We start from the raw sequence: 20,487 nt of genomic DNA, 5'->3' as shown, positions 1-20,487 counted from the left end.
AGAGTTGAGGTAATGAAATCAACTGATATAGCCGTCTAATTTTTCATAAAAATAAAACCAAATTAACTATTTAGTAAACTTTTGCTTTCATATTTCACTAAAGAAAAGCATAAATCATTATGATCTATTATTCTCAAATGAAGTGGTCTGTTTTGGGTTTAGTTTGGATGGGGATATATGGAGCAGAAAGACTTTTTTGATATTCCAAGCCCCTGTAAACGTATATGTGAAGTCAACAATAGGGGATATTGCAAGGGGTGTTATCGCAGTAGGCAAGAGCGTCTTTACTGGCTGCAAATGACTGATGATCAAAAGCATCAGGTGCTTGATATTTGTCGTCGACGAGAGCAGCAAGTGCGAAGACGACATCGTGCAAAAGTACAGCAGGAATTGGATAAGGCCAAAGGGATTGAAGAAGATCCGCAACAGTCGCTATTTTGATAAATGCGGCATGGCAATGTAATAGATATAAAAAAAGCACTCCGAAGAGTGCTTTATAAAAGAGTTATGAACCCGCAATTAGATGCGTTTGAAGTCCATGTGTTCAACTTTTGGTTTGAACGGGTGACGTTGGATGTCTTGAGGCTTAACTTTAACTTCTTGACCGTCGATTACTAGTACGAAACCTTCGTAGAACTCAGGCTTGTCCATTTGGTTGATAACATCGCTGTGCTTAAGAGTGATAGCAACTGGAGCTGCTTCGCCACCGTAAACGATGCCAGGGAAAAGACCTTCAGAACGTAGGCGGCGGCTCGCACCTTTACCTAGGTCAGTACGTACTACTGCTTCAAATTTCATAATAAATTCTCTTTGAGATTAATGATTCACTAAGTAATGCGACCTTACTTAGAGTCGTAAAACGAGCGCGAATACTAACAGTCATATTGCGTTTTATCAAGCATATTAAACTGAAAAATAACGTTATTTAATTGAGCGTAGTGAACTTGGTTTATTTGCTGGTTTTTCGCGCATAAATTGTCTGTAAATCATCCATCAACAAACGTTATCCTTGTTATTTTCTCTCCGTATTTCTTCTCGTCATGACATCCCCAAAATACTAATTTTCTGATAAATAGCAAAAAAATAATTGCAAATCTAAATGATAGTAATTATCGTTACGGTTCTGTGGTATTTAGTTTGATCACGTAATTATTAGAAATAAGTAGTGTAGTAGGGATATATGAACAAGAAGTTAACACTTATCGCCAGTTCACTTTTGGCCGCATTTTCACCTTCAGTTTTCGCCTCAAGTGATGTTTCTCAATTTGACGAAGTTGTTGTAACTGGTACTCGCTCTGAAGAGAGCATCAAAAACGTACCAGCCTCAATTGCCAAGGTCACCGCAGAAGAGATTGAAAATAATTTAGCTGTTGATGTGAAACAGGCATTGAAATATGAGCCGGGTGTATCCGTGAACGGGCAAGGCCGCTTTGGTATGGAAGATATTACTATTCGTGGTATGAGTGGTAGCCGAGTCAAAGTAATGGTGGATGGTGTTGAGCAAATGGCTTCTTACAATCCAGGTGCAGAAGCCATGCGTATGAACAGCAATAACTATGAAGTTGATACGTTAACTGCAATTGAAGTGAACAAAGGCCCGTCTTCAACCTTGTATGGTAGTGATGCGCTAGGTGGTACGGTTTTACTTCGTACTAAAAACCCAGAAGATATGTTGCTTGATGGTGATGATACCCATGTCGGTGTGACTTCAGGTTATGCCAGTGCAAATGGTGAGTATAAAGCGGGTTTTGAAGCGGCAAACCGTACTGGCGATCTGGAAACCATGGTGATTTATACTTATCGAAATGGTCATGAAACCGATGCTTATAACACGCATGATAAGAGTAAAGGTATTCACCGCAAGTCAGCAGATCCTCAAGATATTAACTCTCACAATGTGTTAACGAAAGCTATCTACCAAATTAACGATAATCATCGTATTGGTTTTACTGGTGAGTATTTCACTCGTAGTGCTGAAGGCGCGATCCCATCTCGTGATGGCTACACTGTTATGCCAGGTTTTACCTATACGCGCACAAGCGGTAACGATGACGATAGCCGTAAACGTTTTGGTTTTGAGCACGAATGGCAAGCTGACAATGTTGTATTCGATAGCTTGAAATGGCACCTGAACTGGCAAGAGCGTAAAACAGAGCACAATAACTACGACCATACAGATATGTATGGCTACCGTGATCGTTACCGTTCAGGTAAAGAAAGCAGTACTCAGTTTGACGCGCAGTTTGGTAAAGAGCTGGCGTTTGACTCCAGCACGCATAACTTCACTTACGGTGTGAGCTTAGTTAACGATAAGTTTGATATTAGCTACACCGATTATTTCTTAGATCGCAACACATCTAAGCCAGGCTCTGAAGAAGTGCCTAAGTCGAAATCTGAAAAACGCGCGGTATTCTTACAAGATCAAATCTATCTATTAGATAACAAAGCAGTGATCACCGCAGGTGTGCGTTATGACGATTTTGAAGCGAAACCAGAAGCATCATCAGGTTTAAAAGATCATAACAGTGATGCCTTCACAATGCGTTTAGGTGGTGTATACCATTTCACCCACAATCTAAGCACTTACGCGCAATACAGCCAAGGTTTCCGAGCGCCATCTTTATATGAGATGTACTACGCAAAAGATAACTCATCACGTGGTTATGTTATTCAAGCGAACCCAGATCTGAAACCTGAAGAAAGTAACTCTTATGAAGTAGGTTTACGTGCGAATGGTCGTGTTGGTGAACTACATGTTGCTGCTTACTACAACGACTACAAAAACTTCATCCAAGAAACCAAGACTAACGTTAATAACATTGATTACACCATCAATGAAAACGTTGAAGAGGCAAAAATCTATGGTGCTGAGCTAGGTGCTAAATTGTGGCTAGATGAAGTGATTGCTGCACCTATGGGTACTTATGCAAGAGCCTCTGTTGCTTACATGAACGGCGAAGATAAAAAGACAGGTAAGAAACTGGATTCTGTCGCGCCATTAACCTCTGTCGTTTCTCTTGGTTACGATTCACCAGAAGAAACATGGGGTAGTGCAATTGATGTCACCATGGTTGCTTCGAAAGATAAATGGCAGGAAAAAGACAACGTAAACGCTGCTGGTTACACAGTGGTAGATTTAACGACTTATGCTCGTCCTGCTAAAGACTTAACGATTCGTGCGGGTCTATTTAACGCATTGGATAAGAAATACTGGCAGTACCAAGACTTAGAAGGGGCGAAACCAACCACAGATGGTTTAGATCGTCGTACTCAACCTGGTCGTAACTTCGGTGTGAATGTGAAATACGATTTTTAATTAAATACTATACGTCTTTTAGAATTAACTTATCCATATGAACGGTCCTTTTGGGGACCGTTTTTTTATGAATACTAGAGTCTACCGTCAAAGTCTCATGCCTGCTTTATTTCTTTTACTAGCTGATTTTTTATCAATTATGATTAAAGGTTTGCGGGAGAAAAGGGGAAGTGTTTAAGGCTAAGAGAAATCATCAACATCAATTAGCAAAGAGACAACATAAAAATACCCCAAACAGAAATGCTTGAGGGTATTTTTAAGCAACTATAGGATCGTTCAACTTATCTTCTTAAGCTTAAATGCTCGAAGTTAAGCTCATACTAAGCTTATTATTTAGTTTGGCTGGACATTGCACTTGAAACCACCGTAGAAGTCGCTTCTGAAATAGAGTTGTTCACTGACGACGGAGATAACTGTAATCTTGGTGAGTTGATGGAAGCGCTCGCAGCAGAGCCTTTTTCAACTGGAGGCTCAGGTTTTACTATGGGTACTTTTGGGCCTAAAAACTTTGGCTGAACATTTAAAATAAACAGATCACTCATCGCTTTTACTCGAGCCAATACTTCTCGTATACGAATTTTAAGCTGAGCAGTCCCATTGGGTTCGTGTACGGCTAAACATGTTGCATTAATTTTGTAATTGTCAGCAATGAAAAGCGCACGTTCACAATGAAATTGTTGTGTAATAATCGTGAAGTTATCGGCATCAAATACTTCTTTTGCACGCACAACAGAATCAAGTGTACGAAAGCCTGCATAATCTAATGCGATTTTATCATCAGGTACGCCTGCTTTTAATAAATCACGCTTCATCGTCCAAGGTTCATTATATGAACGGTGGGCGTTATCGCCACTTAATAAAAAGTAATCAATTTTACCTTGTTTGTATAAATCAAGGGCTGCCGTAATACGGTATTCATAATACGGGTTTAATGTTTTAGCTATATATTTACTTGTGCCAAGAACCAAGCCGACAGAATGCTTAGGTACCGCAGAGATATCATGATAAATACGATCGGATGTGCGGGCTGATATCCAGCGATCTAATAACAGTAGTGATGATACAAATAAGATACAGATAACTGCAGAGATACGGAGCAAATTGAGCAGTTTCATAATCATCCAAAAAATATGAAGTTACTGACATTTATCTTACCTTAATCAATCAATAAAATGTCTATTAATAAAGAGTCTAATGTCTGCGTTTTGTCATTTTATAGTGCTGTCGTTTAAATAATATTCAATGAAAACAAGTAATAAAATGCATTGCTGTTTTTATAGTCAAAAAAAGAGGTACCAATATTGGCACCTCTTAATTATTACGAATGATAAATTAGAATGATGTACGTTTATAGCGACGGTATTCTGATTTCCAGAAATTCGCGTCAATCTTCTCACGAATACGCTCATCTGAATTTTTTGGCGCCTTGTGTTGCTCTACCGCTTTCTTTGCAACAGCAAAAGCGATCTTACGTGATACTTTCTGAATATCTTCTAACGGTGGTAGAAGTGGACCTTGACCATGAATTGCAAGCGGTGAGCATTCAGCAAGCGCACGGCTACTTTCCATTAGCATTTCGTTAGTCACACGACGTGCATTAACAGAAAGTACACCTAAACCAATACCTGGGAAAATGTAGCTGTTATTACATTGTGCGATTGGGTAAGTTTTGCCTTCGTAAATCACAGGATCAAATGGCGATCCTGTCGCAACTAGCGCGTTACCATCTGTCCAACGGATCAAATCAAACGGTGTTGCTTCAACACGACTTGTTGGGTTTGATAGTGGGAAAATGATTGGACGCTCGCAGTGTGCGTACATTTCACGGATCACTTCTTCGCTGAATAGGCCCGGAACGCCAGAAACACCAATCAAAATAGTTGGTTTGGCATTACGCATAACATCAAGTAATGAGATGTTATTATCTGCCACATCCCAATCTGCTAGTTGCTCTTTCTTCTGAACAAGCGCTTGTTGGAAGTTAAGCAGGTTTGGCATTTCATTAATTAGCAAGCCCCAACGATCAACCATGAACACTTGGCTACGTGCTTGTGCATCTGAAATACCTTCAGAGACCATTTGAGCAATGATAGCTTCTGCAATACCACAACCAGCAGAGCCCGCACCAAGGAAAGTAACACGCTGTTCAGACAGTTTGCTGCCTGCCGCTTTACATGCTGCTAGTAGAGAGCCAACGGTTACCGCAGCTGTACCTTGAATGTCATCGTTAAAGCAACATACTTTGTCTTTATAACGCTCTAGCAATGGCATTGCATTCTTTTGAGCAAAATCTTCAAATTGAATTAATGCTTCAGGCCAACGTTGCTTAACTGCTTGGATAAACTCGTCAACGAACGCATCGTATTCTTTACCTGTAATACGGGTATGACGCCAGCCCATGTACATAGGATCAGAAAGGCGTTGTGGGTTGTTGGTACCTACATCAAGCACAACAGGTAGAGTATAAGCAGGGCTAATACCACCACAAGCGGTGTATAGCGATAGCTTACCAATTGGAATACCCATACCACCGATACCTTGGTCACCTAAACCAAGAATACGTTCGCCATCAGTGACAACGATAACTTTTACGTTTTGGCGTGAAGCATTGTTTAGCATGTCTTCAATACGATCACGGTTCGGGTAAGAGATAAACAGACCACGACCACGACGGTAGATATTTGAGAAATCTTCACATGCAGAGCCAACCGTTGGCGTGTAGATAATTGGCATCATTTCAGTGATGTGGTTTTCCACTAAACGGTAGAACAGTGTTTCGTTGGTATCTTGGATATTACGTAGATAGATGTGCTTATCCATGTCGTTATCAAATTTAAGGTATTGTTGATAAGCACGTTCGGTTTGTTCTTCGATTGATTCAATAGCTTCAGGAAGAAGCCCTTCAAGGTTAAAGAACATACGTTCTTCGACAGAGAATGCACTACCTTTGTTGAGAAGTGGTGTTTCAAGCAGTGCAGGACCTGCATAGGGGATATATAAAGGTCTTTTATCGTTGTTCATGCAAATAACTCTGTAGCTAGAAGGATAAAGGAGAAAACAAGCGATGGTTTTCAATCAGGTGCTAATGCTAGAACGTCGAGGAAAAGAATACAAAGGGTATGATCACTTATTTAGATAAAGCGGCAGAATTTTTTTAGTATTTTTTGATTATTGGCTTTTCGTTCGAGTTATTTACTGGAAATAGTTACAACTGTTAGTGTTTCGTTTTAATGTCAGTTGTCTGGCAGGTATTAAAAAGCCATGCGGTATAACACAGCATGGCTTTGTAAAATTGAGCTAAAAACAAACAAATAGTCGTTATTCGTTTATTTTAAATCAATAGTGCCAAGGGAACTTACTGAAGTCTTGGTCACGTTTTTCTAGGAATGCATCACGACCTTCTTGTGCTTCAGCTGTACCGTAAGCTAGGCGAGTTGCTTCACCAGCAAACAGTTGCTGACCAACTAAACCATCATCAGGTAAGTTGAAACCGTACTTCAGCATACGCATTGCCGTAGGTGACTTACTGTTGATTTCTTTACCCCAACGAAGCGCTTCTTCTTCTAGCTCAAAGTGATCAACAACCTTATTTACCATGCCCATTTCGTAAGCTTCTTGTGCGCTGTAGTTAAAACCACAGAAGAAGATTTCACGAGCACGTTTCTGACCAATCATTTTCGCTAGGTATGCAGAGCCGTAACCTGAATCGAATGACGCAACATCAGGATCGGTTTGTTTAAATACCGCGTGCTCTTTTGATGCAAGGGTTAAATCACACACAACGTGTAGGCTATGACCACCACCAACAGCCCAACCAGGCACGACTGCGATAACCACTTTAGGCATGAAACGGATCAGACGTTGAACTTCAAGAATATGAAGACGCCCCATACGCGCCACATCAGCAGTACCTGCTTCTTCACCCTCATATTTGTAACCATCTTTACCACGGATACGCTGATCACCACCTGATGAGAATGACCATTGACCTTTGTGAGAAGGACCATTACCTGTTAACAGAACACAACCAACATCAGACCATTGGCGTGCGTGATCTAATGCAGTGAATAGCTCGTCAACTGTTTTAGGGCGAAATGCATTCAGGCAATCAGGACGATTAATAGCGATACGTACTGTTGGCTGATTTTTCGCACGGTGGTAAGTAATATCTTCGAAATCAAAGCCTTCAACTTCGTCCCAAAGCTCAGGATTAAAAATGGTTTTCGTTGTCATGTGGCGTAGCCTCCATAAGTTAATGATGTAAGGCTAGGGAGTTATATAAAAAAGTCAATTTTTCGATGAAATAACCATAACGAACCATTGAAAAATAACGTAAGTTGGTGACAGATTAGGCAATTATAAAACTTGTGTTATTTCATCATTGATCAAATGGCTTTTTCTCCTGACAACAAAACAAAATCTTGCCAAAATGAACCCGAATTCTTTACTCACAGACGCATTATGTTGAAAGCATTACCAATCGATAGTATCGAGCAGCCATTTAAAACCTTATTACGTAACGATCATATTGTGGTTGAAGCAGAAACGGGATCGGGAAAGTCAACACGCTTACCATTATGGTCATCAACCCAAGGTAAAGTACTAGTGGTTGAACCTCGTCGTGTGGCTTGTACTTCATTGGCTGAATATTTAGCAACAGATGAAGCGAACCCTGAAAAGATATCAGTGGGTTATGCGATCCGTTTTGAGCAACATTTTGATGAAAATACCCAAATCATATTTGCAACACCTGGTGTGGCACTGCGTTGGTTAAGCGAAGGTTTGTTAGCAGATTTCACCACAGTGATCATTGATGAATTCCATGAAAGGCGCTGGGATACCGATTTATTACTGGCTTTGTTAAAACAGCAACAATCTCACCGTTTAGTGATCACCTCTGCAACTATTGATAGTCAGCGATTAGTTGATTATTTATCGGCAAAGCATCTGCATGCGAAAGGGCGTAACTTTGCTGTCACTGTGATTAATCAAGCATCAGACAGTCGTGATATGCCCGATATTATGAATATCGACAAGCGCATTTCTCGTTTGGTAAGTGAGCATATTGATACTCAGCAAGATATTCTGATTTTCTTACCGGGTCGAAAAGAAATTTCAGCCACTCACAGCGCGTTGAAACAAGCATTTAGTGAACAAGTTACTGCCGGGCTGTTAGATATTATTCCACTGCATGCGTCAGTAACCGATGATGAACGTAAACGTGCTTTAACCGAAAGTGATAAGCAACGTATTATTGTTGCAACCAATGTAGCTGAAACGTCAGTGACTATTCCCGGTGTCACTTTGATTATTGATTCTGGATTAGAGCGCCGTACCCACCAGCGTAATGGACGTACGGTTTTAGCGCTACATGCCATATCAAAAGCCAGTTCAGAGCAGCGAAAAGGGCGAGCAGGGCGTGTGACTGACGGGATGTGTATTCGTCTATATGGAAAAGCTGCTGCTCTTGAATTAATTACTCCGCCAGAACTTCAACGTGAAGAGCTGGTGGAAGCTTATCTAGCATCACTTTGTTGTGGGGCTAAATTTAGCCAATTACCATTTATTGATCCATTGCCAGAGAAAACGCTTACTGTTGCAAAACATGCGTTATCAGCAATGCAAGCAATGACAGAAGATGAGGTTATTACGGATTATGGTCGTTGTTTATATCAGCTACCGATAGATACATTATTTGCTCACCTTATTACGGCAATGGCAACACGAGCTGATAAAGAAGCGATGGTGGATTTAGCCGCTGCGCTTTCTATTCCTCAGCGGTTATGGCAACCGCCAAAAAATGAAGAAACACAAGAAAAGCTATACCAATGGCTAGGTAATAGTTTTTGTGACGCTAGCGCTTTGATCAAAATCGTGAGATCTGAAGCGTTACCAGATTGGCTAACGGTTGATGACAATATGCTTGCCGAAGCGCGATTACTGTCAGTTCAAATGCGTGAAATTCTTGAATTACCCGATCTCACCGTGGCAAGTCGATTTAAGCGTGAACAATGGCAAAATGCGGTGATTAATGCAGTACCAGAACTGGTTTTTGTTCGTCGTGAAAAACGTCAGCAAGCCATGAGTAATGGTATCGTAGAAGTAAATAGTGCTAGAGATTCACTGATTGATTGTAAAGTCGAGGACAACCAACTATCTCAAGCGATGTTGGTGTTTGATCAATTTGCTTTACCAGGGCGAGGTGTAAAACAAAACCGTATTTTGGCGACGTGCTGTTCACCTGTGACAATGTCACAAATAGTTGATGCTGATCTTGGGGATATTGTGCAAGGCGATACCGTTGAGCAAACCGATGGCTCTTTTAAAACGGCTATGCAACGTATTTACGCTGGGCGTGTTATTGATACAGCGTGGACACAACCAGAAGGTCAATCAGCACGATCTGCGATTATCGATATGCTATTTGCAGGTGAAGCTATGCCTGAACTTGCCCCGCGAATTGTTGCAGATATTTCACAGTGGAATTTGTATTTGGCACTAGGGTTATATAACGCTGATTTTGTGAAGCGTCAGCCTAAGCCTGTTGATATTACTCAGTGGCTAACAGATCAAATTGATGATTTAGGCATTGAACATATCGATGACTTAGCGTTGTTCGAGCCTAGTGACTTTATTTTTGATGGGATCCCAGAATGGGAGAGGCAAGAATTTGATGAGCAGTACCCAAGAGAAGTCAAACTTACGGATTTAGTCATGGCGATTGAGTACGACATTCCACGTAAGTTGGTAGTGGCTAATCATATTCAAGGGAATCGTAAAGCGGATCCGAAACGTTGGGAACTTCCACGCTGGCAAGGTTGGCGGATCAAATATAAAAAAGCCAGCCGTGTGATTGATATAAAATAAGTAAATCTATGCGTTGTGAAGATTATATTGTTTATGATTTTTTGGAAAAGATTAATAAATGTAAGATAATATAAAGAGCTGGAATAATAGAGCTAATTAATTAGCTCTATTAAAAAATGATCACATTGTACTTTTGGCATTGATTTTTGCTTTAATAAAAGCTGAATGTTCAAGATAAATAAGTTCTGAAACTTGGCGGATCACCGCTTCTTCTAGTGGGTCAATAATACCATCGGCATAGGCAACTTTCCACATAGCTTCAATGAGTTGATAGCGCTCAGATTGCTCAAGTGAACGTAATTTGTTGGTAAAATCGTATAAGGATACTGACGCATCACTTTGTTGTTGTGCCTTGGTTAATAAGTCACTTGCAGCAACCTCGTTAATATCGAGCAATTTCATTAACAAGTGTTGTTTAGCGATCTCTTCTCTCGGATCCTGTTCATGATCGGCACTGGCAACTTCACACAATAAAGAAGCCATGGCTAAGTGCAGGGTTGGGGTATCAACAGCATCACCGCAACTGGTATCGTTTACTAATTGTCGGAATAGCGTACGTAAAGATTTGAACATTATTAGCCTTATTATTTTAGTTATTTCTATATTAATAATTTAATAATATTTTTATTTAATCAAGTATGAAATTGACAATATTGAATTACATAAGTGTGATTTATTTAATTGTCATTATTAATTTATATCCATTTTTTCGATAAAAAAGCACTAGTTGCAAAATTAACACACCAAATAATAGGCCACAGAAAATAAAAAATGCCCAATGATATTGTGCGCCAGGAATTCCGCCTAAGTTAACGCCTAATAATCCTGTTAGAAAGCCTAACGGTAGGAATATTGTGGTAATTAATGAGAGAAAATATAATCGCTGATTCAAGGCTTCAGATTGTAAACTCATTAGTTCTTCTTGTGTCACGTTCGCACGTTCACGAATTGCATTTAAGTCATCTAAGACATGGATGAGCTTTTCATTCACTTCATGGATTTTCTGTTTATCAGAAAGACTTAACAATGGGGTATCAATGGTAAGCAATTTAGCAATAGCATCACGTTGCGGGGTGACATAACGGCGAAGATAAACAGTTTCACGTCGAAGCACGGCAATGTTATTACGTAAATTTTCGTCACTGTTGTTCATCACTTGATCTTCAAGTGCCGTCAGTCTGTCATCTAATGTGTCGATGACTTCCATCTTATTGCTGGTTAAGTGATCACATAGGCATAAGATGAATGCCCCAATGGTTTTTGGACCAAAGCCGCCAACGATATGTGCAGAGACACGATCTAAAGCGCGAACAGGGCGATCAGATGTCGTGATAATCATATTCTTAGTGTAGTAACCACGAATGGAAACCATTTCTGCTGGTACGTCAGAATGTGTATTAGATTCGATATCGATCCCACGTAATGAAAGAAAGAAGCCTTCTTTTGTTTGATTTAGGCGTGGGCGAATACGGCGTGTAGTGAGTGCATCTTTTTCGATGTCAGGTAGAGCACTGCTTTGGATCCACGCAAGGGCATCTGGGTCGGTATAGTTGAGATGTAACCACAGCAAGCCATCATTACTACTCCATTGATTAATGTGTTCTAGCGTTAAAGGCTTTGATGCATTGGTGGCATCAAGTTGGTAACTATAGATAAAGCCGTTTTTCATAGATCACCTGTTCCTCTAACAATATACGTGTAAGCAATAACTATCTAATGGTTATTAGCTTAACTGATATAAGCTTCTGTTAGAAAAAAATTCTAATAATCTGCTTGTTTTTACAGGTTTTGTTTACTTTTTAGACTGAAATTGGTTACGGAACTGTCGAGGGGTAAAACGACTCCATGCTTTAAATCGGGTACTAAAGTTGGTGGGATTAGGGTAGCCACATAAATCACTGATATGCTGAATTGACCAGTTAGTAGTGGTTAATAAGCCAGCAGCATGCTCCATCCTGATCTGAGTTAAATGTGCGATTGGGCTTTGCTGGAAATATTGCTGACATAAACGATGAAAGTGCGGCTCTGAGCAAGGATATAGTTTCGCTAAGTCACTTACTTGCCATGGGTGATGAAGCTGACTTTTGGTTTGTTGAAAGACATGCTCTAAGCGAGTGAGGGCTTTAGGGGCATATGATGTAGAACGATTTTCTACCAATAAGCAAATTTGTTCCGTAATACTTCGGCATAATGCATCCCCTAAAGGATAACGAAAGCTTAAGGCATTATTTAAACAGGTGATAGTTTTAAACAGTAAATCACACGACTGTGAATCATTGTAATAAACATCATGAGGCAAGCTTTTATCCCAATGACTATTACTTTCAAGCATTACCCATGCAACATCCCATTCTAATGCTTCGTTATCTTCTGGATTGATAATAAAGCAGTTCTCTTGTGCTGGTGGAATGTAAATAACACTTCCAGCCTCTAATGACCATTCTTTCTCTGGGGTCTTTATTAATCCTTTTCCTTTGGTGGTATAGAGCAGCATATACATTTCTGGTTTACGTCGGTAAATACTGAACGCTTCTTTGCCGTAATTTATTCCACATTGGAGGATTTTGTGCCTTTCTAGCTCAATGGATTGGATCTGATCAATAATGATAGATTGGCATTTTGGCGAAATTGTAAAAGTATCAATGCTATCCATAACAAGCCTATTTAATAAAAGTTGATAGTTTGGCAAAGGTTTTTGATGGCTTAGAATAAACGCCTTTTGCCAAGGCTAGGTATGATCGCTCTCACAGTAAAACAAATACATAGGTGGCGATCATGCAACAATGGCGAAGCTCAGTAGATAAAACATTTTGGCAAAAAACATGGCGCTTAGCCTTGCCTGTATCGTTACAGTCAATGTTATTTGCAGTTCTTGGTTTAGTTGACGTTATTATGGTGTCACAACTGGGTGAGGCACAGGTAGCAGCGGTTGGTATTGGTAACCGAATTGTATTTTTCAATTTCCTATTGATTGTGGGTGTTAGCGGTGCTGTAGGCGTATTAGCTGCGCAATATTTTGGCGCAGGAAAGATGGAAGGGGTTAGACGTACCTTATTACAATCTTGGGTATGCGCTATTTTATTAACTTTACCTTTTGCTGTGGCATATCGTGTATTTCCAGAGCAGATTGTTTCACTGGTCAGTGATGATCCAAGTTTTGTGAAACACGCCCATGACTATTTATACATATCGGGCTGGACGATTATCTTTGTCGCCGTTGTTGTGCCACTGGAATCTGCATTACGTGCCATCGGTGAAGCTAAAATGCCAACCTATGTCGGATTGTTGGCTGTGGTTGTTAATGCGGTATTAAATGCATTACTTATCTTTGGGTTATACGGTTTTCCTGAAATGGGGCTAGCAGGTGCTGCATTAGGTACAACCATTTCTCGTGCTGCACAAACAGTGGTTTTGCTCGTGGTTACCTATATAAGTTATAAAAAGGTTCTCCCTACTGTTGAAGATATTGAGCCAGCACGAACACCTAAAGCGCGAAAACGTTATTTTACTGTAGCGTACGTAATGATTATTCATGATGGTGCGTGGGCAATGGGTGTGCTGGTGTATAGCATTATCTTTGCCAAATTAGGTGTGACTGAACTGGCAATTATTAGTTTGTTATCACCAATCGAAGGGGTGTTGATCTCTGCTTTCTTTGGTTTTTCAGTGGCAGCAGCAACCATTCTTGGTCATGAGTTAGGCGCGGAAAACTATCAACGGGCGTTTCATCAATCATGGTCATTTCTCGTTATCAGCGTTTCAATTGCGTTCATTATGGGTGTTTCGATTTGGTTCTCTAGTGGGCTGGTGGGTGAATGGTTAGCAAAAGCCAATACACCTAATTTGGAGCTGTCACTCAATGTGACGTTGGTTTTAGCATTAGGCATGTTTTTAAAAGTGTTTAATATGGTAGGCATTGGTGGTGTATTGCGTAGCGGTGGCGACATTAAATACAGCATATTTATTGATATATTTGGTCAATGGGGAATTGGCATTCCTTTAGCCGTACTCACGGGTATTGTTTTTGGCTTACCATTACATTGGGTACTGACCGCCATTTTGGCTGAAGAAGTGGTGAAAGCAGGGCTGACGACTTATCGTATTTATGGTCGTAAGTGGCTGAAGAACTTAGTCAATGAGGATGAAGAAGCAATAGCGGCTTAACATTTAATTACTCTGAAATTTGCTCCACACATTGAAGCCTCGAACTTGTTATTTATTGACTAAGTTTGGGGTTTTCACCTGTTTACTTACCATAATTAGCGTAATTTTATCCATTCTTTTCCATCTTGGGCTTAATGCTCATCATTACCCCCCAGTAATTGTCTTTTAAGCTGCTCTCACACCGTTTCAATTGTGATAGAATTAACAAAAATTTCGAATTGCCAAGTGATACTGAGCGAGCTTTCATCATGATACTCTCGGTATCCATTAGTCATTGAAAAGACAGGAATTACATTGAGTCAGTCGAATAATACTCAAGCAGACGTGTTGAATAACGAAAAAACATTAAAGTCTGCGATAAAAGATTGCATGATGCGCGATCAGTTTCGTCTACACAAACGTGTACAAGGCGCATCAAAAATTAAAAACGAAAAATCCAAACATGCGGTATTTGATGAGATTGCAGTAGATATTGCGAAATCAATGCAAACCGTTGAGCGTCGTCGTACCCAGCGTCCAAAAATTATTTACCCAGCACAGCTGCCTGTAAGCCAAAAGAAAGATGAAATTGCACAAGCGATTTTAAATAACCAAGTGGTAATTGTGGCGGGTGAAACAGGTTCTGGTAAAACGACCCAGTTACCTAAAATCTGTTTAGAGATCGGTCGTGGTACCCACGGCATGATTGGTCATACTCAGCCTCGTCGTCTTGCTGCACGCTCTGTTGCTTCTCGTATTGCAGAAGAAATGGAATGCGAAATGGGCTCGCACGTAGGTTACAAGGTACGATTTAACGATCAAGTCTCTGAGCATAGCCATGTGAAGTTGATGACAGACGGTATTCTGCTGGCTGAAATTCAACACGATCGCTACTTAAATCAGTACGACACCATCATTATCGATGAAGCCCACGAACGTAGCCTAAACATTGATTTTATTATGGGTTACTTGCGTGAGTTATTACCTAAGCGCCCTGATTTAAAAGTAATCATTACTTCGGCAACCATTGATCCTGAGCGTTTTTCAAAACATTTCAACAATGCACCCATTATTGAAGTGTCTGGTCGTACTTACCCAGTAGAAGTACGTTACCGCCCTGTGGTTGAAGATGGTGATGATACCGATCGTGACCAATTGGATGCGATTTTTGATGCGGTTGATGAACTGTGCGATGAAGGTGAAGGCGATATCCTGATCTTCATGAACGGTGAACGTGAAATTCGTGATACAGCAGATGCGTTAGAAAAACGTAAGCTGCGTAATACTGAAATTTTGCCACTGTACGCACGTTTGTCGGCAGGTGAGCAGAATAGGGTATTCCAATCGCACTCAGGTCGTCGCATTGTACTTTCTACTAACGTGGCTGAAACCTCACTTACTGTTCCGGGTATTAAGTACGTTATCGATCCAGGTACGGCACGTATCAGTCGTTATAGCTACCGTACCAAAGTACAGCGTCTTCCTATAGAGCCGATTTCACAAGCAAGTGCTAATCAGCGTATGGGGCGTTGTGGTCGTGTTCAAGAAGGTATCTGTATTCGTCTTTACTCTGAGGAAGATTTCTTATCGCGTCCAGAGTTTACCGATCCAGAAATTCTGCGTACTAACCTTGCATCTGTAATCCTACAAATGACCTCAATTGGTTTAGGTGATATCCAAGCCTTCCCATTTGTAGAAGCGCCAGATAATCGAAATATTCAAGACGGTATTCGCCTGCTTGAAGAGTTGGGTGCCATTAACCCGAAAGCGACGGATCCACGTAAGCGTCTATCGCCAATGGGTCGACAGCTAGCACGTTTACCGATTGATCCTCGTTTAGCACGTATGGTGTTAGAAGCACCTAAGCATGGTGCGTTACGTGAAGTGATGATCATTGCGGCAGGTTTGTCGATCCAAGATCCTCGTGAGCGACCATCTGATAAGCAACAACAATCGGATGAGAAGCACCGCCGTTTCAATGACAAAGATTCTGACTTTGTTGCGTTTGTAAACTTATGGGATTACATCCAAGAGCAGCAAAAAGAGCTGTCTAATAATCAGTTCCGCCGTTTGTGTAAGAAAGATTACCTTAACTACTTACGTATCCGCGAATGGCAAGACATCTACTTCCAAATCAACCAAGTGATTAAAGAGCTTGAGTTGAAACTCAACGGAAATGAAGCTGGTTACGACAGTATTCATATCTCGCTATTAAGCGGTTTGCTTTCTCATATTGGTATGAAAGACCAAGAGAAAAATGAATATCAAGGCGCGCGTAACGCTCGTTACAATATTTTCCCAGGCTCCGGTATTTTCAAGAAACAGCCGAAATGGGTTATGGCCGCTGAGTTGGTGGAAACTTCTCGTTTATGGGCACGTGTGGCAGCGAAAATTCAACCTGAGTGGGTTGAGCCATTAGCTGGTCACTTGATCAAACGTAGTTATAGCGAACCGCATTGGGAGAAAAAATCCGCTGCTGTTCATGCGTTTGAAAAAGTAACCCTATACGGAATTCCAGTCGTTGCTAAACGTAAAGTGAATTACGGCAGTATTGATCCAACTTTATCCCGTGAGATCTTTATCCGCTCTGCATTGGTAGAAGGGGATTGGGATACACGCCATAAGTTTTATCATCAAAACCGTAAACTATTACGTGAAGTTGAAGAGCTTGAGCATAAATCTCGTCGTCGTGACATTCTGATCGATGATGATGAGTTGTTTAACTTCTACGATCAGCGTATTGGCTTAAAAGCAACGTCAGGTCGCCACTTTGATACGTGGTGGAAGCAAGCATCGAAAGAAAACCCAGAGTTATTAAACTTTGAGCGTGAAATGCTATTCCGTGGTGATGCAAGCCATGTTACTGATTTGGATTATCCAAACTTCTGGCATCAAGGTAACTTGAAGCTGAAACTGAGCTACCAGTTTGAACCGGGTGAAGATAACGATGGTGTGACCGTACATGTACCATTGGCTATTTTGAACCAAGTTCAGCCTGATGGTTTTGATTGGCAGATCCCGGGTTTACGTCATGAGTTGATTGTTGCGTTGATCAAATCATTGCCAAAGCCGTTACGACGTAACTTTGTACCAGCACCAAACTACGCCGATGCGTTCTTAGCACGTGTTAAGCCAATGGAAGTGCCATTGCTAGATTCCTTAGAAAAAGAATTAAAGCGTATGAGTGGCGTGACAATTGTGCGTGAAGATTGGAACTTAGAGCAGATCCCTGATCACTTGAAAATCACATACCGTGCGGTTGATCACCGTAATCGTAAGTTACGTGAAAGCAAAGATATCTATGGTCTGAAAGATAACTTGAAAGAGAAGGTTCAAGAGACGTTATCGCAAGTTGCTGATGATGATATCGAGCAAGATGGTTTGAAAACATGGAGCTTTGGTGCGCTACCTGAGCGTTATCAACAGAAACGTGGTGGCTTTGAAGTTAAAGCGTATCCTGCGCTGGTGGATAACAAAGATTCAGTGGGTATCAAACTGTTTGAAACCGAAGAGCAGCAAAACAATGCGATGCAAGCGGGTCAACGTCGTTTGATTCTGCTTAACGTACCATCGCCAATTAAGTACCTTCATGCAAACCTGCCGAACAAATCGAAGCTAGGTTTGTATTTTAACCCTTATGGTCGAGTACTTGATCTGATTGATGATTGTATTGCTTGTGGTGTTGATAAGCTGATTGAAGAGAAAGGCGGATTAGCATGGCAGCCTGAGTCATTTGAAGCACTGAAAGAGTTTGTTCGTGCAGAGCTTGGCGACACGGTTGTAGATATTGCTAAACAAGTTGAAGCAATCTTAACAACGGCATTCAACATCAGTAAGCGCTTGAAAGGTCGTATTGATTTGAACATGGCGTTTGCGATGTCAGATATCAAAGCACAAATTGAAGGTTTGATCTTCAAAGGTTTTGCTACTGAATGTGGTTGGAAACGTCTGCCAGACATTCTGCGTTACATGCGTGCCATTGAGCGTCGAATGGAAAAACTGCCAATCGATCCAAATAAAGATCGTGTACATATCCTGAAGATTGAATCAGTAGTTAACGAGTACAAAGAGCTACTGAACAAAATCCCGAAAGGGCAGCCAGTACCTGATAAGGTAAAAGAGATCCGCTGGATGATTGAAGAGCTACGTGTGAGCTACTTTGCTCAGCAGTTGGGTACACCATATCCTGTGTCTGATAAACGTGTACGTAATGCGATTAGTGAGTGTTAATTAGCACGCATGAATAAATGAAAGCCGACAGTGTGAAAGCACTGTCGGCTTTTTTCTATGTAACTAATATTCTGCTAAAATATCTATTATTTCCATTAATTTGCCTTTCCTTAACGACGGTCGAATATTGTTAGATTTAGCTTCTAATTTTTGACGTAGTTGAATAATAGCTTTTTTCTCAAGTTCTTTATGTTCAATTGAATAAAAACTATGTGATAAATCCTGTAAATCTTTACAAAAGACTCTTGTATCCTCAACGCTCCAACTGTTAGTTATACCTAAAATTAATTTATCAATATCTAACCTTGAGATAAAAGACTTCTGAAATTGTGCTTTATGCAGATTATCTTTAAATGCAGATAAGTAAGATAGGTATATTTGTTGTTCTATAGAATCAAACTCATTTTTATTTTGAAAACGTTGTATAGACTCAAATGTGTTCTTAATAAAAATTAAAAACTCATCTGGTATTTTTGAAAAATCTTCTCTTAGTTCATATTCAAATATTTCTTTAGCATCTAAATTTATAAACAAAGGCTGTTCAAAAAAATCATTTTGGTAAATAACACTCTTGATATCATTTATTAATACAGTTAAATCATCGTCTATGTAGTGTGCGTTAGTATAAAAAATATAATTCTTTAAAGTATAACACCAAGTTCTGAAATTTTTTTCTGAAGTTTTAAGGATGAAGTTTCTTGCATCTGAAACAATATCTGACCATTCATTTTCATTGATATTCTTGATGTTTGAGCTATTAAATTTTTCTAAATTAGATGAAATTTTAGGGAAATTAATTGAACTTATCAGTTTATTACTTGAAGCTCTCATCTCAATACAAAATTCTATTAAAAGATCTGAAATGTAATAGTTGTTATGAAGATCAATACGGGACTTATCTTTTGGAAAAAGAATAGACTGTAATAATTTATCTCTATCACTTAGTATTAATTCTGCAGATTCTTCGTCATTTCTAAAAGAATAATACATCAAGTTATCATTATAGTGATTCAATTGATTTATAATTTCATCGTGACTAAAGCCGTGCTCAAAATGAGCACTACATATTTTTGTAATACTAGAGATTGCTATTTCAAGTGAGGGGTGCAAGTCAAAAGTATCTTTATTTTTATTGATTTCGTTTTTTATACATATATACCTTCCTATGATTCTAAAAATAACTCTAAGACTTTTAACGTTAATAGAATTAAACGCATCTTCAATTATTTTGTAATCATCAGCATCTAATATTTTAAAATGATTATATTTATCTTTTATTATATCGATAATATTTTTTAAATTATGTTCTAGATTAAAACTTTGAAAGAAGGTTTTTTCTAATAGCGGTAGTGACTCAGCATTACATTTTTCCTTATTTGCTATAACTAATATCCATACATTATTATGGTTTTCTGCTAAGTTTAAACATTCACCAAGTACATTTGATACTAATTCGTCAGTAGATGCTCTTTCTAAGTCATCGATAATTATGATGCAGTTTTCTATTGACTGTAATAACTTATGTTTCAGAGGTTTACTGAGTGTTGTCAAAACACTTTGTGTAATACCTTGATCTCCACATGATTTACCAATTAATCCTAATATATCTCTAATGTATGAGCTTTTATTCGTTGAATTACTTTTAAATAAAATAGTTGATAGTAAACGGTCATTAAAATCATCGACCGATTTAATACCATATAATGAAATGTAGTTATGGCACTTTTTATCGGAACTATAAAAAGGGTGGTTTTTATTTAATTCTTCTGTAAGGTGTTTTTTGACATAATAAGTTTTACCACTTCCCCAACTTCCATTTAATAGTGCAATTGATGGAAAATCATTTGTTTTAAAGTAATCAGTGACTTGTTGGGATAATTCATGAATATACATATACTCAATTCTCTCTAAACTAATTATTTAAATAATCT

Annotated in this window: 13 protein-coding genes and 1 pseudogene; 6 read left to right on the top strand and 8 right to left on the bottom strand. The window is 39.5% G+C overall.

Annotated elements, in window-relative coordinates:
• Nucleotides 1-177: 177 nt before the first annotated feature.
• Nucleotides 178-285: pseudogene (locus Q7674_RS15375) on the top strand (DUF1289 domain-containing protein); the annotation flags it as partial.
• Nucleotides 286-297: 12 nt separating this feature from the next.
• Nucleotides 298-441 carry a hypothetical protein gene (locus Q7674_RS15370; protein WP_008987197.1) on the top strand — a complete coding sequence of 48 codons (144 nt, stop codon included), beginning with the start codon at nt 298-300 and terminating at the stop codon, nt 439-441.
• A gap of 78 nt (nt 442-519) precedes the next feature.
• Here Q7674_RS15370 and rplY read toward each other — a convergent pair whose 3' ends face one another.
• Nucleotides 520-798 (bottom strand): 50S ribosomal protein L25, encoded by a 279-nt coding sequence (gene rplY / locus Q7674_RS15365; protein WP_045063124.1) that lies wholly within the window; start codon nt 796-798, stop codon nt 520-522.
• Nucleotides 799-1,180: 382 nt separating this feature from the next.
• Between rplY and Q7674_RS15360 the strand changes: the two genes are divergently transcribed.
• The gene (locus Q7674_RS15360; protein WP_045063125.1) at nt 1,181-3,316 is read left to right on the top strand and encodes a TonB-dependent hemoglobin/transferrin/lactoferrin family receptor; all 2,136 of its coding nucleotides are present in this window, start codon (nt 1,181-1,183) and stop codon (nt 3,314-3,316) included.
• 329 nt (nt 3,317-3,645) lie between these two features.
• Here the strand turns inward: Q7674_RS15360 and Q7674_RS15355 are convergent, their stop codons facing one another.
• From Q7674_RS15355 to Q7674_RS15345, 3 genes are all read right to left on the bottom strand, one after another.
• On the bottom strand, nt 3,646-4,431 hold the full coding sequence (locus tag Q7674_RS15355) for a SanA/YdcF family protein (RefSeq protein ID WP_045063144.1): 786 nt from the start codon (nt 4,429-4,431) through the stop codon (nt 3,646-3,648).
• A 217-nt stretch (nt 4,432-4,648) separates the two neighbouring features.
• Entirely contained in the window at nt 4,649-6,337 is a 1,689-nt protein-coding gene (locus Q7674_RS15350; protein ID WP_045063126.1) for an NAD-dependent malic enzyme, read from the bottom strand.
• 315 nt (nt 6,338-6,652) lie between these two features.
• The gene (locus tag Q7674_RS15345) at nt 6,653-7,549 is read right to left on the bottom strand and encodes a 1,4-dihydroxy-2-naphthoyl-CoA synthase (protein ID WP_008986980.1); all 897 of its coding nucleotides are present in this window, start codon (nt 7,547-7,549) and stop codon (nt 6,653-6,655) included.
• Nucleotides 7,550-7,780: 231 nt separating this feature from the next.
• On the opposite strand from Q7674_RS15345, the gene Q7674_RS15340 reads away from it, so the two are divergent.
• Nucleotides 7,781-10,183: a helicase-related protein gene (locus Q7674_RS15340; protein WP_167335098.1), complete on the top strand. Its 2,403-nt coding sequence runs from the start codon at nt 7,781-7,783 to the stop codon at nt 10,181-10,183.
• A 120-nt stretch (nt 10,184-10,303) separates the two neighbouring features.
• Here the strand turns inward: Q7674_RS15340 and Q7674_RS15335 are convergent, their stop codons facing one another.
• The 3 genes from Q7674_RS15335 to Q7674_RS15325 all read right to left on the bottom strand — a co-directional run bounded on the left by Q7674_RS15335 (nt 10,304) and on the right by Q7674_RS15325 (nt 12,836).
• A complete protein-coding gene (locus Q7674_RS15335) occupies nt 10,304-10,756 on the bottom strand; it encodes a tellurite resistance TerB family protein (protein ID WP_045063128.1) in 453 nt (150 codons plus the stop codon).
• A 100-nt stretch (nt 10,757-10,856) separates the two neighbouring features.
• The gene (locus Q7674_RS15330; RefSeq protein WP_045063129.1) at nt 10,857-11,852 is read right to left on the bottom strand and encodes a zinc transporter ZntB; all 996 of its coding nucleotides are present in this window, start codon (nt 11,850-11,852) and stop codon (nt 10,857-10,859) included.
• A gap of 123 nt (nt 11,853-11,975) precedes the next feature.
• On the bottom strand, nt 11,976-12,836 hold the full coding sequence (locus Q7674_RS15325) for an AraC family transcriptional regulator (protein WP_052679866.1): 861 nt from the start codon (nt 12,834-12,836) through the stop codon (nt 11,976-11,978).
• 122 nt (nt 12,837-12,958) lie between these two features.
• Between Q7674_RS15325 and Q7674_RS15320 the strand changes: the two genes are divergently transcribed.
• Both Q7674_RS15320 and hrpA read left to right on the top strand, forming a co-directional pair.
• Entirely contained in the window at nt 12,959-14,347 is a 1,389-nt protein-coding gene (locus tag Q7674_RS15320) for an MATE family efflux transporter (protein ID WP_305422745.1), read from the top strand.
• Between the two features lie 369 nt (nt 14,348-14,716).
• Nucleotides 14,717-18,556 (top strand): ATP-dependent RNA helicase HrpA, encoded by a 3,840-nt coding sequence (gene hrpA / locus Q7674_RS15315; RefSeq protein ID WP_045063146.1) that lies wholly within the window; start codon nt 14,717-14,719, stop codon nt 18,554-18,556.
• A 63-nt stretch (nt 18,557-18,619) separates the two neighbouring features.
• On the opposite strand, the gene Q7674_RS15310 is transcribed toward hrpA, so the two are convergent.
• Nucleotides 18,620-20,449: a P-loop NTPase fold protein gene (locus Q7674_RS15310; RefSeq protein WP_045063131.1), complete on the bottom strand. Its 1,830-nt coding sequence runs from the start codon at nt 20,447-20,449 to the stop codon at nt 18,620-18,622.
• Between the last annotated feature and the right edge of the window lie 38 nt (nt 20,450-20,487).

It is taken from the genome of Photobacterium leiognathi (genome assembly GCF_030685535.1).
GTDB lineage: Bacteria > Pseudomonadota > Gammaproteobacteria > Enterobacterales > Vibrionaceae > Photobacterium > Photobacterium leiognathi.
The sequence above is the reverse complement of the archived record's forward strand: the minus strand, read 5'-3'. Positions and strand labels throughout refer to the sequence as shown.